Here is a 17,245-nt window from a genome sequence, read left to right as displayed (position 1 = left end):
CTGATGGATCTGGACACACTGCGCAATCTTGCGTTGGTGTTGGTGTTCGTGCTGGTGGGTGGCGTGTTCGCCGCCACGGAGATGGCGCTGGTGTCCATCCGCCCGAGTCAGCTGGACAGTCTTGAGCGCACGAGTGCGCGTGGCGCCAAGGTCGCCTCCCTGGCCCGCGACCCCAACACCTTCCTCGCCGCGGTGCAGATCGGCGTGACGGTCGCCGGATTCTTGTCGGCCGCCTTCGGTGCCTCGAATCTCGCTCCCGACGTGGCACCGATCTTCACCGGTCTGGGTCTGCCCGATGGCGCCGCCGACACGGTGGCTCTCGTGGCCATGACGCTGCTGATCGCCTATCTCTCGCTCGTGCTCGGCGAGCTCGTGCCGAAACGGTTCGCCCTGCAGAAGTCCGCTGCCCTCGCCACGATCGTCGCTCCCCCGCTCTCGAAGTTCGCGACGGTCATGCGCCCGGTCATCTGGTTCCTGTCGTTGTCCACCAACGTCGTGGTGCGACTGCTCGGTGGCAACCCGCACGCGGCCAACGAGGAGATGTCCGAGGACGAGCTGCGCGATCTCGTCGGCGGCCACGACAGCCTGCCCGACGACGAGCGTCGCATCCTCACCGACGTGTTCAACGCGGGCGAACGGTCCGTCAAGGAGGTCATGCAACCTCGACACCGGGTCGATTTCATCTCCGCCTCCACCCCGTTGAACGAGGCGGCCTCTGGTGTGCGCGACAAGCCGCACTCGCGCTACCCCGTCACCGGTGAATCGGTGGACGACGTGATCGGCTTCGTCCACGTGCGCGACCTTCTGCAGGCCGAGGCACACGATGACGTGCTGGTGCAGACCATCATGCGCGACATCCCGGCCCTGCCCAGCACGAACCGTCTGCTCCCCGCCATGGCACAGATGCGTCGCGACGGCGTGCACATCGCGCTCGTGGTCGACGAGTTCGGCGGCACGGACGGCATCGTGACCCTGGAGGACCTGATCGAGGAGCTGGTCGGTGAGATCAGGGACGAGTTCGACCAGGATGGGTCCGAGGTGGCCATGGAGGGCCGATACGACGGCGGTCTCAACATCGAGGACTTCACCCGCTTCACCGGGATCGACCTGGTGGACGGCTCCTACGAGACCGTCGCCGGGTTCATCATCGACCAGCTCGATCGGATGCCTGAGGTCGGCGACGCGGTCATCGTCGGCGAAGCACAGCTGGTCGTCGCCGAGGTCGACAGTTTGCGAATCTCACAGGTCGACGTGACACGTCTGACCGGAGCACTAGGGTCGTCGGATGAGTCTTCGACCGATGAGTGAGGCCGTCGATGTCCCGCAGTTGCGGGACCCGTGGATGGTGGCTGCGTTCGACGGCTGGAACGACGCGGGCGATGCCGCGACCGGCGTCGTCGATCACCTGATCGAGCAGTGGGATGCCGAGCTGCTGATGGAGCTCGACCCCGAGGACTACTACGCCTTCCAGGATCACCACCTCCGCCCACAGATCCATCAGGGCCAGGGCCAGGCCCGCTCGATCACCTGGCCCACGCCGCGGCTGTACGTGGCCCGGCCGGCGCGCAGCGACCGTGACGTCCTGCTGCTGCGCGCTCCCGAACCGAGCTTCCGCTGGAAGGCTTTCTGCTCCACGATCATCGGAGTGGCGCGGCTTGCGGGCGTCACCGAGTTGTTCACCCTGGGAGCACTGCTGGCCGACGCTCCGCACACCCGACCTGTTCCGGTCAACGGATCGACCAACGACCTGGTGCTGATGGACCGGATGTCCGTGGAGTCCTCGCGCTACACCGGCCCGGTGGGCATTCCCACGATCCTCAGTGCCGAGGCCGACGACGCAGGCATCGCCACTGCCTCGTTGTGGGCAGCCGTCCCGCACTACCTGGCCGAGCCGCCATGTCCCAAGGCGACGCTGGCACTGCTCGGTGCCCTGGAGGACGCCGTCGGCACGGCGTTGCCGCAGGGCCTGCTGACCGACCTGTCCGAAGCGTGGCAGCGAGGCGCCGATGAGCTGACCTCCAGCGACACCGACATCGCCGAGTACGTCGAGTCGCTGGAGGAAGAGCGCGAGACCAGCGAGCTCCCTGAAGCCAGCGGCGATGCCATTGCCAAGGAGTTCGAGCGCTACCTGCGCCGTCGCGACGACGAGGGCTGATCTCCCCAAATTTTGTGACGTAGTTCGTCACTCGAGCATGCTGCGGTGACGAATTACGTCACGAAGTTTGGACGCTGAAGTTGCTAGAGCGCGACGCCGAGCAGGGCGTCGAGGGCCTCGCTCACGGTGGTCGCGGCGCGACGGTCATCGCCGTCGGTCGCGGCCCAGGTGTCCATGACCTGCAGGGCAGCAGGTGCATCGAGGTCGTGGGCCAAGGCTGCACGCAGGTCCCTGACGACGTCGTCGCCGCTGGGCCCCGAGGTGCGTTCGACGGCGGCCCGCCAGGCAGCGAGGCGGACAGTGGCCTGCTCGATCTCGGCGTCGAACCATTCCCAGTCGGCCCGGTAGTGGTGGGCCAGGAGCGCGAGCCGAACTGCCATCGGGTCGTGACCTGACTCGCGCAACGCGGAGACGAGCACCAGGTTGCCCTTGGACTTGGACATCTTCTCGCCCTCGAAGCCGACCATTCCGGCGTGCGCGTAGGCCCGGGCGAACGGCTCGCCGGTGGCCACGACCGATTCGGATCTCGACATCTCGTGGTGTGGGAAGACCAGGTCGGAGCCACCACCCTGCACATCGAAGTCGGTGCCGAGGTGCTCCAGCGCGATGGCCGAGCACTCGATGTGCCATCCGGGCCGGCCGCGACCGAGGACGGTGTCCCACGCAGGCTCTCCGGGACGCTCGGCCTGCCACAACAGACAGTCGAGCGGGTGCTTCTTGCCGGCACGATCGGGATCTCCGCCGCGCTGTCCGAAGATCTCGAGCATCCCGGACTCGTCCAGACCGGAGACCGCTCCGAAGCTCGCGTCGGCGTGCACGTCGAAATACAGGTCGTCGTCCACGCGGTAGACCGCACCAGCGGCGTCGAGGCGCACGATCAGGTCGACCACCAGATCGATCGACTCCACCGCACCGATGTAGTGCTGCGGGGCGATCATCCGCAAGGCGGTCATGTCGGAACGGAACAGCTCGGTCTGGCTCTCGGCGAGCTCGGCCCAGTCGACGCCGGTGGCCGTGGCGCGCTCCAGCAGCGGGTCGTCGACGTCGGTGACGTTCTGCGTGTAGCTCACGTCGTGGCCTGCGTCGAGCCAGGCCCGCTGCAGCAGATCGAACGCCAAGTACGTGGCGGCGTGTCCCATGTGGGTGGCGTCGTACGGCGTGATGCCGCAGACGTACAGGCGAGCTGCGCCCTCAGGGGCGAGGGTGACGACCGCCCGGGAGGCGGTGTCGTGAATCTGGACGGCAGGACCCTCACCGAGTCCGAACTTTCGCAGGGACGGAACGGTGGGACTCGTCCAGCTACGCATGAAGCGAGGGTATCTGCTCGCCCATGGCGGCCTGTCGACCCCCTGAGCCGCGCCCGCGTGTTTCACACTGTGACAGTGATCATCGACTGCGCCGTCTACCGGGCTGGAGTGCGACACGACACCGACAGCGACCGACTCGAGCTCCAAGCGGTGCTCGACGGCCTGTCCGGTGACGACTTCCTGTGGATCGGCATCAACGATCCGTCCCACGAGGAGATGACCCGGATCGGCGAGGCGCTCTCGTTGCACCCGCTGGCGATCGAGGATGCTCTCGAGGCACACCAGCGGCCCAAGGTCGAGCGCTACTCCGACCACACGGTCATCTCGTTGCGGACGGTCACCTACAACGACGACGACATCTCGACCAACGAGGTGAACATGTTCCTCGGTCAGTCGTTCCTGCTCACGGTGCGCCACGGCGGGAAGGATCTGCGTGAGGTTCGGCGCGCTGCCGATGCGGCCATCGAGACCCTGTCGCACGGGCCGACAGCAGCCCTGTACACGGTCATCGACTCGATCGTCGACCAGTACGAGAGCGTGGCTAGCGAGCTCGAGGTCGACGTCGAGGAGGTCGAGTCCTCGGTGTTCAGCTCCCAGCGCACCAACGACTCGACCCGCATCTACCGGCTCAAGCGAGAGACCTTGGAGTTCCGGCGCGCCGTCATGCCTCTGCGCGAACCGATGAATCGGTTCGCGACCGGGTCGATGTCCTCGGAGTCGCAGCCGTACTTTCGCGACATCGCCGATCACCTGACCCGGGCCGCCGACGCGATCGACGCGGTCGACCACCTGCTCGACAACGCGCTGAACGCCCACCTGGCCCAGCTGAGCGTCCAGCAGAACGAGGACATGCGCAAGCTCACCGCGGGCGCCACGATCTTCGCCGTCCCCACCGCCATCGCTGGGATCTACGGCATGAACTTCGAGAACATGCCCGAGCTGAGCTGGCAGTTCGGCTACCCCTTGTGCCTGCTCCTGATCGCCGGCATCTGTGGCTACGTGTACACGCGCTTCAAGAAGTCGGGCTGGCTGTAGGACGGCACAACCAACAACCCGTCACCGTGGCGTCGACCGGCGTGCTCAGCGGTGGCTCAGCGTCGCGTCACAGCACCGGAAAGGACGCCAAACCACCGCTCACCGCGCCGATGGGACGCTATGTCGCCGCCCACATCCGCTCCCGGGTCAGCCGACCGTCGTGCCGGCGGTGATCGCGCCGGCGCCGACGAGGATCAGGACCACGGCACCCAGGCCGATGCGGTAGGCCACGAAGGGTGCGTACGACCGAGTGCTCACGTAGCGCAGCAGCCAGTGAATGACAGCAAGTCCGACGATGAACGAGATGACGGTGCCGACGATGGTCGGGCCGACGCCGTAGGCATTGTCACCGCCGATGTCCTTGAGCTTGTACACGCCCGCGCCGACCACGGCCGGGATCGCCAGCAGGAACGCGTAGCGGGTCGCGACGGCACGCTCGTAGCCGAGGAACAAGCCCATGCTGATCGTGGCGCCCGACCGGGAGACACCCGGGACCAGGGCGCCCGCCTGGGCGAGGCCCAGCAACACGGCGTCGCGGGCGTTCATCTGATCGAGCGGTTTGACCTTGCGACCGACCTTCTCGGCGATGCCGAGCACGACACCGAGCACGATCAAGGTGGTACCGATGACCACGAGATTGCGGAACTCGCTGTCGATCAGGTCCTGCAGCAGCAGGCCCAGCACCACGATCGGCAGCGAGCCGATGATGATGAACCAGCCCATCCGCCACTCCGACTCCTGGCGTGCCGACGCCGAGAAGACGCCGCGCACCCAGCCAGAGCCGATCGTCCAGATGTCCCGCCAGAAGTACAGGATCACCGCCAGCTCCGTGCCGATCTGCACGACGGCGGTGTACGCCGCGCCTGGATCTTCCCAGCCCAGGAGCTTGGGCACGATCGCCAGGTGAGCGCTGCTGGAGATGGGGAGGAACTCCGTCAGTCCCTGGACGACTCCGAGCACCACCGCGCGCAACAGATCCACGGCGCGACACTAGCGGACGCCCCGCAGACCTCTCGCGTCGCCGCACTAGGGTTCTGACATGCAGCTGCGCCGTGTGGGTCGATCTGGCCTAGAGGTCTCGCGCCTCACGCTGGGCACCATGACCTGGGGTGCCGACACCGACGCCTTCGACGCCGAGGATCAGCTCACCGCCTTCCTCGACGCGGGTGGCACGACCATCGACACCGCCCCCATCTACGGAAACGGCAACACCGAGGCGCTGCTCGGCACGCTGCTGGCCAAGTCCGGTGCGCGCGATGATCTCGTGCTGGCCGGCAAGGCCGGATTCGTGCAGCGAGGCACCGGCGTCGTGAAGGACAGCTCGCGTCGATCGCTGCTGGCCCAGCTCGACCGCACGCTCGCCGAGCTCGGCACCGATCACCTCGATCTGTGGCAGATCCACTCCCCCGACCTCACCGTCCCGTTCGAGGAGACTCTCGCCACGCTGGAACATGCCGTCCAGACCGGTCGCACCCGATATGTGGGCGTCTCGAACTTCACCGGGTGGCAGATCGCGTTCTGCCACACCTGGCTGGCCTGTCGCGGCGCATCATTGCCCTTGGTCAGCAACCAGGTCGAGTACTCGCTGGTCAACCGCGATCCCGAGGACGACGTCACCGACGCGGCCTCCCACCTGGGGATGGGCCTGTTCGCCTGGTCGCCGCTGGGCCGTGGCGTCCTGACCGGCAAGTACCGCGCAGGCACCCCCGGCGACTCACGCGGCGCCAGCTCGGCGTGGGAGCAGTTCGTCGGGCCGTACCTGACTCCGCAGGCCTCCGGCATCATCGAGGCGCTGGCCCGCGCCTCGGACGGGCTCGGGGTGCCGATGGGCCACGTCGCCCTCGCCTGGCTGTTCGAGCGCCCGGGCCTCGCCGCTGCCGTCATCGGCGCGCGCACCACCGCCCAGCTCATCGAGAACCTCGCCGCCGACGCCGTCGTGCTGCCGCCGGAGATCCTCGAGGCACTCGACGACGTGTCACGTCCGGAGCAGGACTGATGGGGGAACGATGATCGAGTACGAGTTCTGGAACCTGTCCATCGACCGGTCCAAGTCCCGCGGCGCCGTATGCCACATGCTCACCCAGGCCGCCGAATACCAGGGCTGGGAGCTCGAGCGGCTGCGCAAGGACCCCACTGGCGCCCGCACCGTGCGGCTGCGACGCAAGATCATCCGCATGCGCAGCACGCTCTAGGTCGGCCACGCATGGATGCCCGGCAGTCCGCGATCGAGACCTACCGCTATCTGCGGGTCGGGATCGTGGGACTCGCGGTGCTGCTGGCTGTCTCCGTGGTGGCCCAGGCCGTGGCAGACGGTCATCTGCTGGGGTCGATCAGCGCCTACTACTTCACACCGGTCCGTGATGTCTTCGTCGGCGTGCTCGTCGCACTGGGACTCAGCCTGATCGCGGTACGGGGCCGCGGGATCGAGGACGTGCTGCTCAACCTGGCCGGTCTGCTGGCCCCGATCGTCGCCTTCGTTCCGACGTCATCGACCGGTGACCCGCTACCCGACAGCGACAACGCGGTGCGATCACTGATCATCGTGGGAGCGATCGGCGTTGGATTCGCGGCCTTGACGGCCCGAAGACTCGGCGGAGAGCAAAGACGCCAGGCCGAGCTGGGCGTCATCAGCGCGGCGTCGGTGATCGCTGGCTTCGCCGGCTGGCTGGCTGCAGCCCCCGACTCGTTCCACACCGCGGCCCACTACGTCGCGGCCGTCGGCATGTTCGCGGCGTTCGTGGTGGTGGCCCGGCTGAACGCCACGTCGGCCAGCGATCACGAGGAGACCCCGCTCGTGGCGATGCTCCCGGCTGCACGGCGTGCGGCGGCCTATCGCCTGATCAGCTGGTCGATGCTGATCACGGTCCTGGCGGCGGCAGCTCTTGGCCTGCTCGACCTGGCGGGAGTCGTCCCCATCCCGCTGTGGTTGTTGTGGGCCGAGTCGGTCCTGCTGGTGCTGTTCGCCGCGTTCTGGGTGCTGCAGACCGTCGAGTACTGGACCGATGGAGTCCCGCTGGACTAGAAGGTCATCCCCAGCGCCCAGCCGCCGAGCAGGAAGGAGAACACGGTGATGAGCACGACGCCCACCACGTTGAGCACCGCTCCGCCTCGGGCCATCTCACCGATCGTCACCGCACCGCTGCCGAACACGATGGCGTTGGGCGGGGTGCCGACCGGCAGCATGAACGCGCAAGTCGCAGCGAGCGCAGCCGGGATCAGCAGCGTGGTCGCGTCGGTGCCCAGGCCCGCAGCAACGCCGCCGAGCACTGGGATGAAGGTCGCCGCCGTGGCGGTGTTGCTGGTGACCTCGGTGAGAGCCAGCACCAGGGCCACCACGGCAGCGACCAGCACGATGGTCGGCAGTGCCCCCAGAGCCTCTACCTGGGTGCCGATCCAGGCATCCAGCTCGCTGGCGCCAACCGCAGCGGCCAGGCTCAGACCGCCGCCGAACAGCAGCAGCACGCCCCAGGGAAGCCCGCGTTGGGCGTCGTCCCACTCCAGCAGCATGGTGCCCCGCTCGCTCGACGGGATCAGGAAGAGGACGACTCCGGCACCGATCGCGATGGCCGTGTCGTCGAGCTTGTCCAGGAAGGGCAACGCATCGGACAGGGCTGCGCTGTTCGCCAACAGGCCCGGGACGATCCACAGGAAGGCCGCCGAGGCGAAGACGGCCAGCACCAGCTTCTCCTCGCGGGCCACGTCACCCATCTTCTTCAGCTCGTCGCCGATCATCTCGGCACCACCGGGGACCTCGGCGAGGTCGGAGCGGAACAGGACCCGGGTGATCAACAACCACGCGATGAAGATGAAGACCACCGAGATCGGCAGGCCCAGCTGCATCCACTGCAGGAAGCCGATCTCACGATCCAGCTCGTCGGACAGGTAGCCGGCCACGATCGCATTGGGCGGGCTGCCCAGCAGGGTGGCCAGTCCCCCGATCGAGGCGGCCCAGGCCACCGACAGCACCAGTCCGACGCCGAAGGTGCGCACCGCCGGGTCCGCGACGACTTCGCTGATCAGGTCGCCGGAGTCGATCGATCCGTCGTCGCCGGCCGAGCGCTCGACCACGAGGTTGAGCACGCTGAGCGCGATCGGGAGCATCATCAAGGTGGTGGCCGTGTTGGACACCCACATGCTCAGGAATCCCGTGCTGAGCATCATGCCCAAGATGATGCGCCGCGGGTGCGTCCCGACCGCCTTGAGCGTCAGCAGCGCGATCCGGCGGTGCAGGTTCCACTTCTGCATCGCGATCGCGATCAGGAAACCGCCCATGAACAAGAACACGATCGGGTCGGCGTAGGGCGCCGTCGCATCGGCCACCGACAGCACGCCGAACGCAGGAAAGGCCACGATCGGCAGCAGCGCCGTGGCCGACAGCGGGAGGGCCTCGGACATCCACCACACGGCCATCAGCACGCCGATACCGGCCACGACCCGAGCTTCCGGCGTAATCTCCTGCGCCGATGAGAGCGCGAGCCACGCCAGCACGCCGAGCACCGGTCCGAGCACGCGAAAGGCCCAGATCCGAGTCGTCGAGACGCCACGGCCCATGTCGGGGTCCGTGTCACGGGTGGTGTTGGAGGTATCGGTCATGTGACCCATCCCACACCATCTCGCGCGGATGCGCGAACTCCCCACCGCCGGGGGATGAGTCAGGCCAGGTTCAAGAACTCATCGAGCACGTGGGAGCCGAACTCCAGCGCTGAGACCGGCACACGCTCATCGACGCCGTGGAACAGTGCGGTGAAGTCGAGGTCCGCCGGAAGTCGCAGCGGTGCGAAGCCGTACGACGTGATCCCGAGCTTGTGCCAGGCCTTGGCGTCAGTGCCCCCGGACATCAGGAAGGGCGCCACGTGGGCCTCGGGGTCCTGGCTGTGCAGAGCGACGGTCATCGCGTCGACCAGGTCGCCCTCGAACGGGTACTCCAGGGCGGCGTCGGTGATGTGCGGCTCGACCGTCACCCGGTCTCCCACGATGTCCTGGATGGCGGGAAGGAACGTGTCCGCGTGACCGGGCAGGTAGCGACCGTCGACATACGCGACGGCCTCACCGGGGATGACGTTGTGCTTGTACCCGGCCGACAGCATCGTGGGGTTCGTGGAGTTGCGGATTCCGGCACCGATCATCCGGATGGCCGGGCCGAAGTGACTCATGATCTCCTCGGCCGATCCGTCGGTGCCGGTGAGCTCGGTGACCTTGGCCAGCAGCGCCTGCATCGAGGGGCCGGGCTCCTCGGGCCACTCGTGATCGGCGATCGCGACGAGGCTGCGTGCCAGGTGCGACACGGCGTTGTCGGCGTTGCGCATCGATCCGTGTCCGGCCGTGCCCTTGGCGGTCAGGCGCATCCAGCCGATGCCCTTCTCGCCGGACTCGATCAGGTACAGCCGCTGCCCGCCGACCTCGGTCGAGAAGCCGCCGACCTCGCCGATCGCCTCGCTGCACCCCTCGAACAGCTCCGGGTGGTGCTCGACGAGCCAGTGGGCACCCTTGACGCCGCCGGCTTCCTCATCAGCGGTGAACACCAGCAGGATCGGGCGGTCCGGGACGATGCCGGCTCGCTGACGGGCTCGCACCACCGAGAGCACGATCGCGTCGAAGTCCTTCATGTCGACCGCTCCGCGGCCCCACAGGTAGCCGTCCTTGACCTCGCCGGCGAACGGGTCGACCGACCAATCGGCAGCGTTGGCCGGCACGACGTCCAGGTGTCCATGGATCAGCAGCCCCGGTCGGGACGAGTTCTGATTGCCCCAGCGGGCCACCACGCTCGCGCGCCCCTTCTCGGACTCGAAGATCTGCGAGTCGATCCCCACCTCGGCCAACGAGGCAGCCACGTACTCGGCGGCCGCGCGCTCGCCCGGCCCGGAGGAGTCTCCGAAGTTGGTGGTGTCGATCCGGATGAGGTCGCGAGCGATCTCAAGGGTCTCGGTCTGCGGTTCGTAGCCCATGGTGGCGAGCATACGCAGAACTCAGGAGCCGGCCAGGACTCCGTCGAGGACCCGGGAGAACAGGGCCTCGCTGGACTTCTTCACGACTGGATCGGCGAGACGGGGAACGCCGAGGACGGAGATCTCCTCGCGCCACACCACCCGGCTGCCTGCTCCCTCGGCGGCGACCTCGATCTCGGCCCACCCCTGCACCAGGCGGCCGGTCTTGACCAGCTTGCAGTAGCTCGGCTCGTCCCACTCCACGATCTCCATCGGATCGTCGAACCCGAGGGGCCCCACACCGGTGCGAGCCACGAATCCGAGGTCGGTCGTGGTGATGGTGGTCAGCGGCACGTAGGCGCCGTGGCTCTCCCAGCGCGTCAATCGCGCCCACGCCTCAGCAGGGGTCAGGTCCACCACGCGCACGATCTCGAACTGGGTCACGGCATGATCGTAGGCATGAGCATGTCGTTCGCGTCACCTGAGGATGTCAAGACTCGCCTGGCGAAGGCCGGGTACCTGGCTTCAGACGCCGTCGCGACCACGGTCTACCTTGCCGCCGTGCTGGGCAAGCCGTTGCTGGTCGAGGGCCCCGCTGGTGTCGGCAAGACCGAGCTGTCGCGCGCCGTGGCCGAGGCCTGTGATGCCGAGCTGATCCGTCTGCAGTGCTACGAGGGCGTCGACGAGGCCCGCGCGCTCTACGAGTGGAACCACGCCAAGCAGCTGCTTCGCATCACCGCGGGACGTGACGAGGCGTGGGACGACGCGCGCACCGACATCTTCAGCGAGGAGTTCTTGCTCCCCCGTCCGTTGCTCAAGGCGATCCGCAACGACGGGCCCACGGTGCTGCTGATCGACGAGACCGACAAGGCGGACGTGGAGATCGAGGGCCTCCTGCTGGAGCTGCTCGGTGACTTCCAGATCACGATCCCCGAGCTCGGCACCGTGCAGGCCACCCAACGTCCCTTCGTGGTGCTCACCTCCAACGCCACCCGCGAGCTGTCCGAAGCACTGCGTCGCCGCTGCTTGTTCCTGCACCTGGACTTCCCGGACGCCGACCTCGAGACCGACATCGTGCGTCTGCAGGTGCCGGACCTGGACAAGACGCTCGCCGAGTCGATCGTCCGGGTCGTCAACGCCCTGCGGGCGATGCCGTTGCGCAAGGCGCCCTCGGTGTCCGAGACCATCGACTGGGCGCGCACCCTCATGGCCCTGGGCACCGACATCCTCGACGACGACGTCGTCGCTGATTCGCTCGGCGTGATCCTGAAGCACCGCGACGACATGGACAAGGCGACCGCCAAGCTCGATCTCGACAGCGTCCTGAAGCCCGGTGGCTGAGACCAGCGAGGCCCTGCCCGAACGCCTGGTGGCGTTCGTCGGTGCTCTGCGCTCCAAGGGCATCCCGGCCGGCACGAGCGAGACCGTCGACGCCGCTGCTGTCATGGGGGTACTCGGCGTGCACGACCGCACGCTGCTGCGCGAAGGCCTGGCCTCAGCCCTGGTCCGCCGAGGCGGCCAGCGCGATGTCTTCGACATGACCTTCGACCTGTTCTTCCCTGCGGGAATCGGGGCATCGCAGTCCGTGCAGGACGCGCAGAGCGACCATGACGGTGCGATCGACTTGGACGACCTGCGCGATCTGCTCGCGATGGCGCTGGCCGACGGCGACCTGCGCACCCTGGAACAGCTGGCCGAGCTGGCCCTCGAGGCCCTCGGCGAGGTGGGAACACCTGAGACGGCGACAGGAGGATGGTCGGCCTACCAGACGCTGGAGCGCCTGCGCCCCCAGACACTGATCGCCCAGATCATGGCGATGCGTGCCTCCGGCGGGATGCCGGGCGAGGGATCAGGACAGGGCAGCGGCCAGGGCGGCTCGGGTGGTGGCCAGCCTGGCTTCACCGAACGTCTCGAGCGCGATGAGCTGCGTCAGGCGATCGAGCGATTCCGGCAGATGGTGCAGGCCGAGGCTCGCAGGCGCACCGCCGAGGTGCGCGGACGAGACGTCGTGACCCGGCACGCCGTGCGCTCGGGCACCGACCGGATCGACTTCCTCAGTGCCAACCGTCAGCAGCTCGAGGAGCTGCGCCGCACGGTGCAGCCTCTGGCCCGACGCCTGGCGACCCGTCTGGCAGCGCGACGCCGCAAGAACCAGCGCGGCTCCATCGACATCCGCCGCACGTTGCGGCGTGCCATGGGCACCGGCGGTGTGCCGATGCATCCGGTCCACGCCAGACCACACCCCACGCGGCCCGAGCTGGTGCTGCTGTGCGACGTCTCGGGGTCGGTGTCGGGCTTCTCCAGCTTCACGATGCACCTGGTGCAGGCGCTGAGCGGCCAGTTCAGCAAGGTCCGTGTGTTCGCCTTCGTGAACGCGATGGACGAGGTCTCCGATCTCGTCGCCCCCGACGAGGACGATCTCGGCGCGCGCATCTCGACCGAGGCGCACATCACCAAGTGGCACACCAGCAGTGACTACGGCGAGGCGTTCGGGGACTTCGTCGCCGATCATCTGGCGGCGGTCGGGCCCCGCACCTGCGTGCTGATCCTCGGCGACGCCCGCAACAACAACCAGGACCCCAACTTCACGGCGCTGCACGAGATCTCCCAGCGATCGCGGCGCACGTTCTGGCTCAATCCGGAGAGCTCCATGCGATGGGGGCTCGGCGACTCGGTCGCCACCGCCTACGCCGAGGTCGTCGAGATGCACGAGTGCTGCAACGTCGAGCAGCTGACTCGCTTCGTCTCACGACTGCTGCCGGTCTGAAGCGCGATGGTTCGCGTTCTCGGCCGCTGGCTGCTCGGCCTCTTCCTGATCCTCGCCGGGACCGCCCACCTGACCGTCGCGCGCGACACCTTCGGCGCCCAGGTGCCGGACTGGTTGCCGTTCGAGGACGCCGTCGTGCTCGTTTCCGGAGTCGTGGAGATCGCGCTGGGACTGGCGGTGCTCGCACTCGCGCAGCACCGGGTCCTGGTGGGATGGATCGTCGCCGCGTTCTTCGTGGCGGTGTTCCCCGGCAACATCAATCAGCTCGTCACCGGCACGGACGCCTTCGGCCTGGACTCGACGAGCTCACGGGTGATCCGGTTGTTCTTCCAGCCGCTGCTCATCGCCTGGGCCCTGTGGAGCACAGGTGCGTGGGCGACATGGCGGTCGCGCCGCCGTAGGCTCTGACCCATGGACCCCATCGATCCCGTCCACGGCACCGCGACACTGCTGCTGATCGCGGCCGCCGCGGTCGTCGTGCTGCTATTTCTCATCATCAAGGTCAAGCTGCACGCGTTCATCGCGCTGGTGCTGATCAGCGTCGTGACAGCGGTGGCTGCCGGCATCCCGATTGCCGACATTCCCACGGCGCTGACCACCGGGTTCGGCAGCACGCTGGCCTCGGTCGCACTGCTCGTCGGTTTCGGCGTGATGCTCGGCCGGTTGCTGGAGGTCACCGGGGGCGCCCAGGTGCTCGCCGACACCCTGGTCAACCGATTCGGCGAGAAGCGTGCGCCACTCGCCCTGGGCGTGGCGGCGCTGATCTTCGGTCTGCCCATCTTCTTCGACGCCGGTCTCGTGGTGTTCCTGCCGATCATCTTGACCGTCGCACGCCGCTTCGGCGGATCGCTGCTGTTCTACGCCCTGCCCGCGGCTGGCGCGTTCGCCGCGATGCACGCACTCGTTCCTCCGCACCCGGGTCCCGTGGCGGCCGGCACCCTGCTGGGTGGCGACATCGGCGTGATCCTGCTGGTCAACCTGCCCATCGCGTTGATCGCCTGGTACGTCGGCGTGTATCGCATGTCGAAGGTGCTGGGACGGCGCTTCGACGTCGGACTTCCCTCGCTGCTGTTCGGCGAGGAGAACGACGGCACGGGAAGCTCAGGGGACACCGACACCAAGACGCAGGCTCCGCCGACCTTCGGCCTCGTGCTGGGTCTGCTGATGATCCCGCTGGTGCTGATCGGGTTCAACACCGTGCTCTCGACCCTGATCGAGTCCGGGACCATTGCCGAGGGCAACATTCTCGTGGACGGTCTGATCCTGCTGGGCAACACACCCGTCGCACTGCTGATCACGGTGCTGGCCGCGATCGCCCTGCTGGGCACCCGCGGTGGCCGCACGCTGGGCGAGACCCAGCAGCTCCTCGACTCCTCGCTCGGGCCGATCTGCTCCATCGTGCTGATCACCGGTGCGGGCGGCATGTTCGGCGGCGTGCTGCAGATCAGTGGAATCGGCGATGCGCTCACCACCTCGCTTGGCGGACTGGGCATCCCCCTGCTGCTGCAGGCCTTCCTGATCGCCACCGCACTGCGCGTCGCGCAGGGGTCGGCGACCGTCGCCCTCACCACTGCCGCAGGGCTGATCGCCAGCCAGGCCGCCGATCTGTCCAACGTGCAGATCGCCCTCCTCGTGACGGCGATCGCGGCGGGGGCCACGGTGCTGTCGCACGTCAACGACTCCGGTTTCTGGCTCGTCAGCCGCTTCTTCGGCATGGACGAGCAGACCACGTTGAAGACATGGACGGTCATGGAGACGACGCTCGGTCTGTCTGCCTTCGCGGTCGCTGCGGCGCTGTATCCACTGGTCAGCTGATGACCTGGCAGCTCGTGGTCATGGGCGTCTCCGGAACCGGTAAGAGCGTCGTGGGTCACCGGATCGCCGACGAGATGGACATGACGTACGTCGAGGGCGACGACCACCATCCCCGGGCCAACGTCGAGAAGATGTCGAAGGGCCACCCTCTCAGCGACGAAGATCGGCGTCCCTGGCTCGAAGAGCTGGCCGGGCTTCTGGCGAAGAACGAGGCCGCCGGCGTCTCGTCGGTGATGGGTTGCTCGGCCCTGCGCCGCTCGTACCGCGACATCCTGCGCAGCGAGCTATCTGACCACCAGGTGACCTTCGTTCACCTCGAGGCCGGGTTCGAGGTGCTGCGCGAGCGCATGGACACGCGCGAGCACTTCATGCCGTCGTCGCTGCTGCAGTCGCAGCTGGACACCCTCGAGCTGTTGCAGGACGACGAGGACGGCGAGGTCATCGACGTCGACGCCCCGTTGGACGAGGTCGTCGAAACCGTGGTGCGGCGACTGAAAGCGCGATCACGTAGTTTGGAGGGATGACTTCTTCTGGCGACGGCCTGATCGGCGGACGATACGAGATCGGCAGTGAGATCGGCACCGGTACGTCTGGCACGGTGTACACCGCTCGAGACACGACCTTGGGTCGCACGGTGGTGCTCAAGCGCATCGGGGTGGCCGCTGGCGGCGGCGTGGTCGACGTGGCGCGGGCCGAGCGTGAGGCGCAGATGGCCTCGCAGGTCAACCACAAGAACGTCGTGGCCATCTACGACGTGGTGCACGACGGGCCGGACCGGTGGCTGGTCACCGAGCACGTCGACGGCGTCTCCCTGGCCACCCTGATCTCCGAGCGTGGGGCGATCCCGCCGGAACTGATCTCTCCGGTGATCTCGCAGGTCGCCAGTGCCCTGGCCGCCACCCATGCGCAGGGCATCGTGCACCGGGCGGTGACACCCACCAACATCCTGCTCACACCTGAGCGCGTCGTGAAACTGACCGACTTCGGCGTGGCGCGGGCCCAGGCTGATGCGTCCCTCACCCAGGGCGGGCTCGTCGTCGGCTCCCCCGCCTACCTCGCTCCCGAAGTCGTGTCGGGCCAGGCCGCGACTCCGGCCAGCGACGTGTGGGCCCTGGGCGCCAGCATGTTCCACGCCCTCACGGCCCGGCTGCCCTATGACGCCAGCCAGGACCTGGCGGCCACGATGACGCTGATCGTCAACGAACCACCTCCCCGACTGGACGGCACCGACGCCATCAGCCGTCTGGTGACGGACATGATGAACCGCGACCCCGAGGCGCGTCCGAGCATGGCTCAGGTCGCCGAACGGTCCGCGCCGAACTCGGACGCCGAAGCCACGCAGGCGCTCGACGCCCTCGCGATCGGCGCTGCTGTGGCGGCGGCGGATCCTGCACCCACCGCGGCGTTCCGGCCGGTGTCTGCCGCGCCTCCGCGCCGCTCTCCCCCGCCTGTTCAGCCGCAGCGCCGGGACCCGCAGAAGGGTCCCAACCGTGCTGCGTGGATCGCGGCCGGCGCCGCCGCGCTGGTGCTGATCATCGCCGGGTTCGCCCTCGCCAACCGAGACGGCGGCGACGCCGAGGACACCTCGGCCGAGCCGGAGCCCACCGCCGCCGAGGCCGCTCCTGAACCCGAACCAGCGCCCGACGCTCAGCCGGAACCCGAGCCGGAGCCGCAGGGCCCAGACGCGGGCGAGCTGGAGGACTTCATCGAGGACTACCTGTCCGACGCCGAGGGCGACTCCCAGGACGGATTCGACCTGTTGACGCCCGAGGCCCAGAACGCCGCCGGAGGCTTCGAGCAGTACGACGCGTTCTGGTCGTCGGTCGACGACGTCAACGTCGAGCAGAGCCAGGGCGACCAGGCCAGCGGCTCGGTCGCCTACACGTTCTCGTACACGATGGACGAGCAGGAGCAGACCCAGAACCAGGTCGCCCAGGTGGTCGAGACCGATGACGGGCTGCGCATCGCCGGTCTGTCCTGAGGTCCCGCCCGACCCCACCCGCTGAGGAGCGACGAAGAAGCGCCTCGGAACCCAGTCGTTCTGTGGACTTGTCACGCACGTGACAAGTTTCGTCGTGTGATGTCTGCGGTTGGTCCTGTAACGCTTGACGGCCCATTTCGGGTCTCAGATGATGTTGATGAAACCCGTCACCTGTTCCTCGAGGGATCATGGACACATCTCTTCACATCACGAGACGTTCCCTCGTGGCTGGCGCTGCCATAGCGGCAGCCGTTGGCGTGA

17 protein-coding genes are annotated in these 17,245 nt (G+C 67.8%); 12 read left to right on the top strand and 5 right to left on the bottom strand.

From position 1 onward, the window contains the following. Positions 1-3 precede the first annotated feature (3 nt). Both ACHAA3_RS15215 and ACHAA3_RS15210 read left to right on the top strand, forming a co-directional pair. Positions 4-1,308 (top strand): hemolysin family protein, encoded by a 1,305-nt coding sequence (locus ACHAA3_RS15215; RefSeq protein WP_435709891.1) that lies wholly within the window; start codon positions 4-6, stop codon positions 1,306-1,308. Continuing rightward, positions 1,286-2,155, top strand: coding sequence for a PAC2 family protein (locus tag ACHAA3_RS15210; protein ID WP_435709890.1), 870 nt, complete (start codon positions 1,286-1,288; stop codon positions 2,153-2,155). Before ACHAA3_RS15215 ends, ACHAA3_RS15210 begins: the two co-directional genes overlap by 23 nt. An 83-nt stretch (positions 2,156-2,238) precedes the next feature. Here ACHAA3_RS15210 and mshC read toward each other — a convergent pair whose 3' ends face one another. Further along, positions 2,239-3,462 carry a cysteine--1-D-myo-inosityl 2-amino-2-deoxy-alpha-D-glucopyranoside ligase gene (gene mshC, locus ACHAA3_RS15205; protein WP_435709889.1) on the bottom strand — a complete coding sequence of 408 codons (1,224 nt, stop codon included), beginning with the start codon at positions 3,460-3,462 and terminating at the stop codon, positions 2,239-2,241. Between the two features lie 75 nt (positions 3,463-3,537). Between mshC and corA the strand changes: the two genes are divergently transcribed. After that, on the top strand, positions 3,538-4,497 hold the full coding sequence (corA, locus tag ACHAA3_RS15200) for a magnesium/cobalt transporter CorA (protein WP_435709888.1): 960 nt from the start codon (positions 3,538-3,540) through the stop codon (positions 4,495-4,497). Positions 4,498-4,644: 147 nt separating this feature from the next. Here corA and ACHAA3_RS15195 read toward each other — a convergent pair whose 3' ends face one another. Further along, complete coding sequence (locus ACHAA3_RS15195; protein WP_435709887.1) at positions 4,645-5,478, bottom strand: undecaprenyl-diphosphate phosphatase; 834 nt, start codon at positions 5,476-5,478, stop codon at positions 4,645-4,647. A gap of 58 nt (positions 5,479-5,536) precedes the next feature. Between ACHAA3_RS15195 and ACHAA3_RS15190 the strand changes: the two genes are divergently transcribed. From ACHAA3_RS15190 to ACHAA3_RS15180, 3 genes are read left to right on the top strand one after another with little or no spacing between them, the layout of a single operon-like run. Beyond that, on the top strand, positions 5,537-6,493 hold the full coding sequence (locus ACHAA3_RS15190; protein ID WP_435709886.1) for an aldo/keto reductase: 957 nt from the start codon (positions 5,537-5,539) through the stop codon (positions 6,491-6,493). A 10-nt stretch (positions 6,494-6,503) separates the two neighbouring features. Next, positions 6,504-6,689: a DUF5703 family protein gene (locus ACHAA3_RS15185; RefSeq protein ID WP_435709885.1), complete on the top strand. Its 186-nt coding sequence runs from the start codon at positions 6,504-6,506 to the stop codon at positions 6,687-6,689. Between the two features lie 11 nt (positions 6,690-6,700). Then, complete coding sequence (locus ACHAA3_RS15180) at positions 6,701-7,519, top strand: hypothetical protein (RefSeq protein ID WP_435709884.1); 819 nt, start codon at positions 6,701-6,703, stop codon at positions 7,517-7,519. Here the strand turns inward: ACHAA3_RS15180 and ACHAA3_RS15175 are convergent. The 3 genes from ACHAA3_RS15175 to ACHAA3_RS15165 are packed head-to-tail and all read right to left on the bottom strand — an operon-like array spanning position 7,516 to position 10,865. Then, positions 7,516-9,090, bottom strand: a complete 1,575-nt coding sequence (locus ACHAA3_RS15175) for an SLC13 family permease (protein WP_435709883.1) — start codon at positions 9,088-9,090, stop codon at positions 7,516-7,518. The two genes, ACHAA3_RS15180 and ACHAA3_RS15175, sit on opposite strands and share 4 nt — an antisense overlap. Before the next feature lie 59 nt (positions 9,091-9,149). Beyond that, a complete protein-coding gene (locus ACHAA3_RS15170; protein ID WP_435709882.1) occupies positions 9,150-10,442 on the bottom strand; it encodes a M20/M25/M40 family metallo-hydrolase in 1,293 nt (430 codons plus the stop codon). 21 nt (positions 10,443-10,463) lie between these two features. Then, the gene (locus ACHAA3_RS15165; protein ID WP_435709881.1) at positions 10,464-10,865 is read right to left on the bottom strand and encodes an SRPBCC family protein; all 402 of its coding nucleotides are present in this window, start codon (positions 10,863-10,865) and stop codon (positions 10,464-10,466) included. Between the two features lie 15 nt (positions 10,866-10,880). On the opposite strand from ACHAA3_RS15165, the gene ACHAA3_RS15160 reads away from it, so the two are divergent. The 6 genes from ACHAA3_RS15160 to ACHAA3_RS15135 are packed head-to-tail and all read left to right on the top strand — an operon-like array spanning position 10,881 to position 16,984. Next, positions 10,881-11,762 (top strand): AAA family ATPase, encoded by an 882-nt coding sequence (locus ACHAA3_RS15160; protein ID WP_435709880.1) that lies wholly within the window; start codon positions 10,881-10,883, stop codon positions 11,760-11,762. Continuing rightward, on the top strand, positions 11,755-13,188 hold the full coding sequence (locus tag ACHAA3_RS15155; RefSeq protein WP_435709879.1) for a VWA domain-containing protein: 1,434 nt from the start codon (positions 11,755-11,757) through the stop codon (positions 13,186-13,188). Before ACHAA3_RS15160 ends, ACHAA3_RS15155 begins: the two co-directional genes overlap by 8 nt. Positions 13,189-13,194: 6 nt before the next feature. Next, positions 13,195-13,596, top strand: a complete 402-nt coding sequence (locus ACHAA3_RS15150) for a DoxX family protein (RefSeq protein ID WP_435709878.1) — start codon at positions 13,195-13,197, stop codon at positions 13,594-13,596. Positions 13,597-13,599: 3 nt separating this feature from the next. Then, positions 13,600-15,003: a GntP family permease gene (locus tag ACHAA3_RS15145; RefSeq protein WP_435709877.1), complete on the top strand. Its 1,404-nt coding sequence runs from the start codon at positions 13,600-13,602 to the stop codon at positions 15,001-15,003. Further along, entirely contained in the window at positions 15,003-15,527 is a 525-nt protein-coding gene (locus ACHAA3_RS15140) for a gluconokinase (protein ID WP_435709876.1), read from the top strand. Before ACHAA3_RS15145 ends, ACHAA3_RS15140 begins: the two co-directional genes overlap by 1 nt. Then, entirely contained in the window at positions 15,524-16,984 is a 1,461-nt protein-coding gene (locus tag ACHAA3_RS15135) for a serine/threonine-protein kinase (protein ID WP_435709875.1), read from the top strand. The genes ACHAA3_RS15140 and ACHAA3_RS15135 overlap by 4 nt, the downstream gene beginning before the upstream one ends. Positions 16,985-17,245: the final 261 nt, after the last annotated feature.

Source organism: Aeromicrobium sp. CF3.5, assembly GCF_051262695.1.
Classification (GTDB): Bacteria; Actinomycetota; Actinomycetes; order Propionibacteriales; family Nocardioidaceae; genus Aeromicrobium.
Note: the sequence above shows the minus strand (reverse complement) of the source record. Positions and strands in the feature narration are given on the sequence as shown.

What these genes read in the sequence shown, in the direction of transcription:
- ACHAA3_RS15140 (WP_435709876.1), top strand. Translation starts at nt 15,003, where the DNA reads ATGACCTGGCAGCTCGTGGTCATGGGCGTCTCCGGAACCGGTAAGAGC.
- ACHAA3_RS15175 (WP_435709883.1), bottom strand. Translation starts at nt 9,090, where the DNA reads ATGACCGATACCTCCAACACCACCCGTGACACGGACCCCGACATGGGC.
- ACHAA3_RS15215 (WP_435709891.1), top strand. Translation starts at nt 4, where the DNA reads ATGGATCTGGACACACTGCGCAATCTTGCGTTGGTGTTGGTGTTCGTG.
- ACHAA3_RS15150 (WP_435709878.1), top strand. Translation starts at nt 13,195, where the DNA reads ATGGTTCGCGTTCTCGGCCGCTGGCTGCTCGGCCTCTTCCTGATCCTC.
- ACHAA3_RS15185 (WP_435709885.1), top strand. Translation starts at nt 6,504, where the DNA reads ATGATCGAGTACGAGTTCTGGAACCTGTCCATCGACCGGTCCAAGTCC.
- ACHAA3_RS15145 (WP_435709877.1), top strand. Translation starts at nt 13,600, where the DNA reads ATGGACCCCATCGATCCCGTCCACGGCACCGCGACACTGCTGCTGATC.
- mshC (WP_435709889.1), bottom strand. Translation starts at nt 3,462, where the DNA reads ATGCGTAGCTGGACGAGTCCCACCGTTCCGTCCCTGCGAAAGTTCGGA.
- ACHAA3_RS15180 (WP_435709884.1), top strand. Translation starts at nt 6,701, where the DNA reads ATGGATGCCCGGCAGTCCGCGATCGAGACCTACCGCTATCTGCGGGTC.
- ACHAA3_RS15160 (WP_435709880.1), top strand. Translation starts at nt 10,881, where the DNA reads ATGAGCATGTCGTTCGCGTCACCTGAGGATGTCAAGACTCGCCTGGCG.
- ACHAA3_RS15135 (WP_435709875.1), top strand. Translation starts at nt 15,524, where the DNA reads ATGACTTCTTCTGGCGACGGCCTGATCGGCGGACGATACGAGATCGGC.
- ACHAA3_RS15190 (WP_435709886.1), top strand. Translation starts at nt 5,537, where the DNA reads ATGCAGCTGCGCCGTGTGGGTCGATCTGGCCTAGAGGTCTCGCGCCTC.
- ACHAA3_RS15210 (WP_435709890.1), top strand. Translation starts at nt 1,286, where the DNA reads ATGAGTCTTCGACCGATGAGTGAGGCCGTCGATGTCCCGCAGTTGCGG.
- ACHAA3_RS15170 (WP_435709882.1), bottom strand. Translation starts at nt 10,442, where the DNA reads ATGGGCTACGAACCGCAGACCGAGACCCTTGAGATCGCTCGCGACCTC.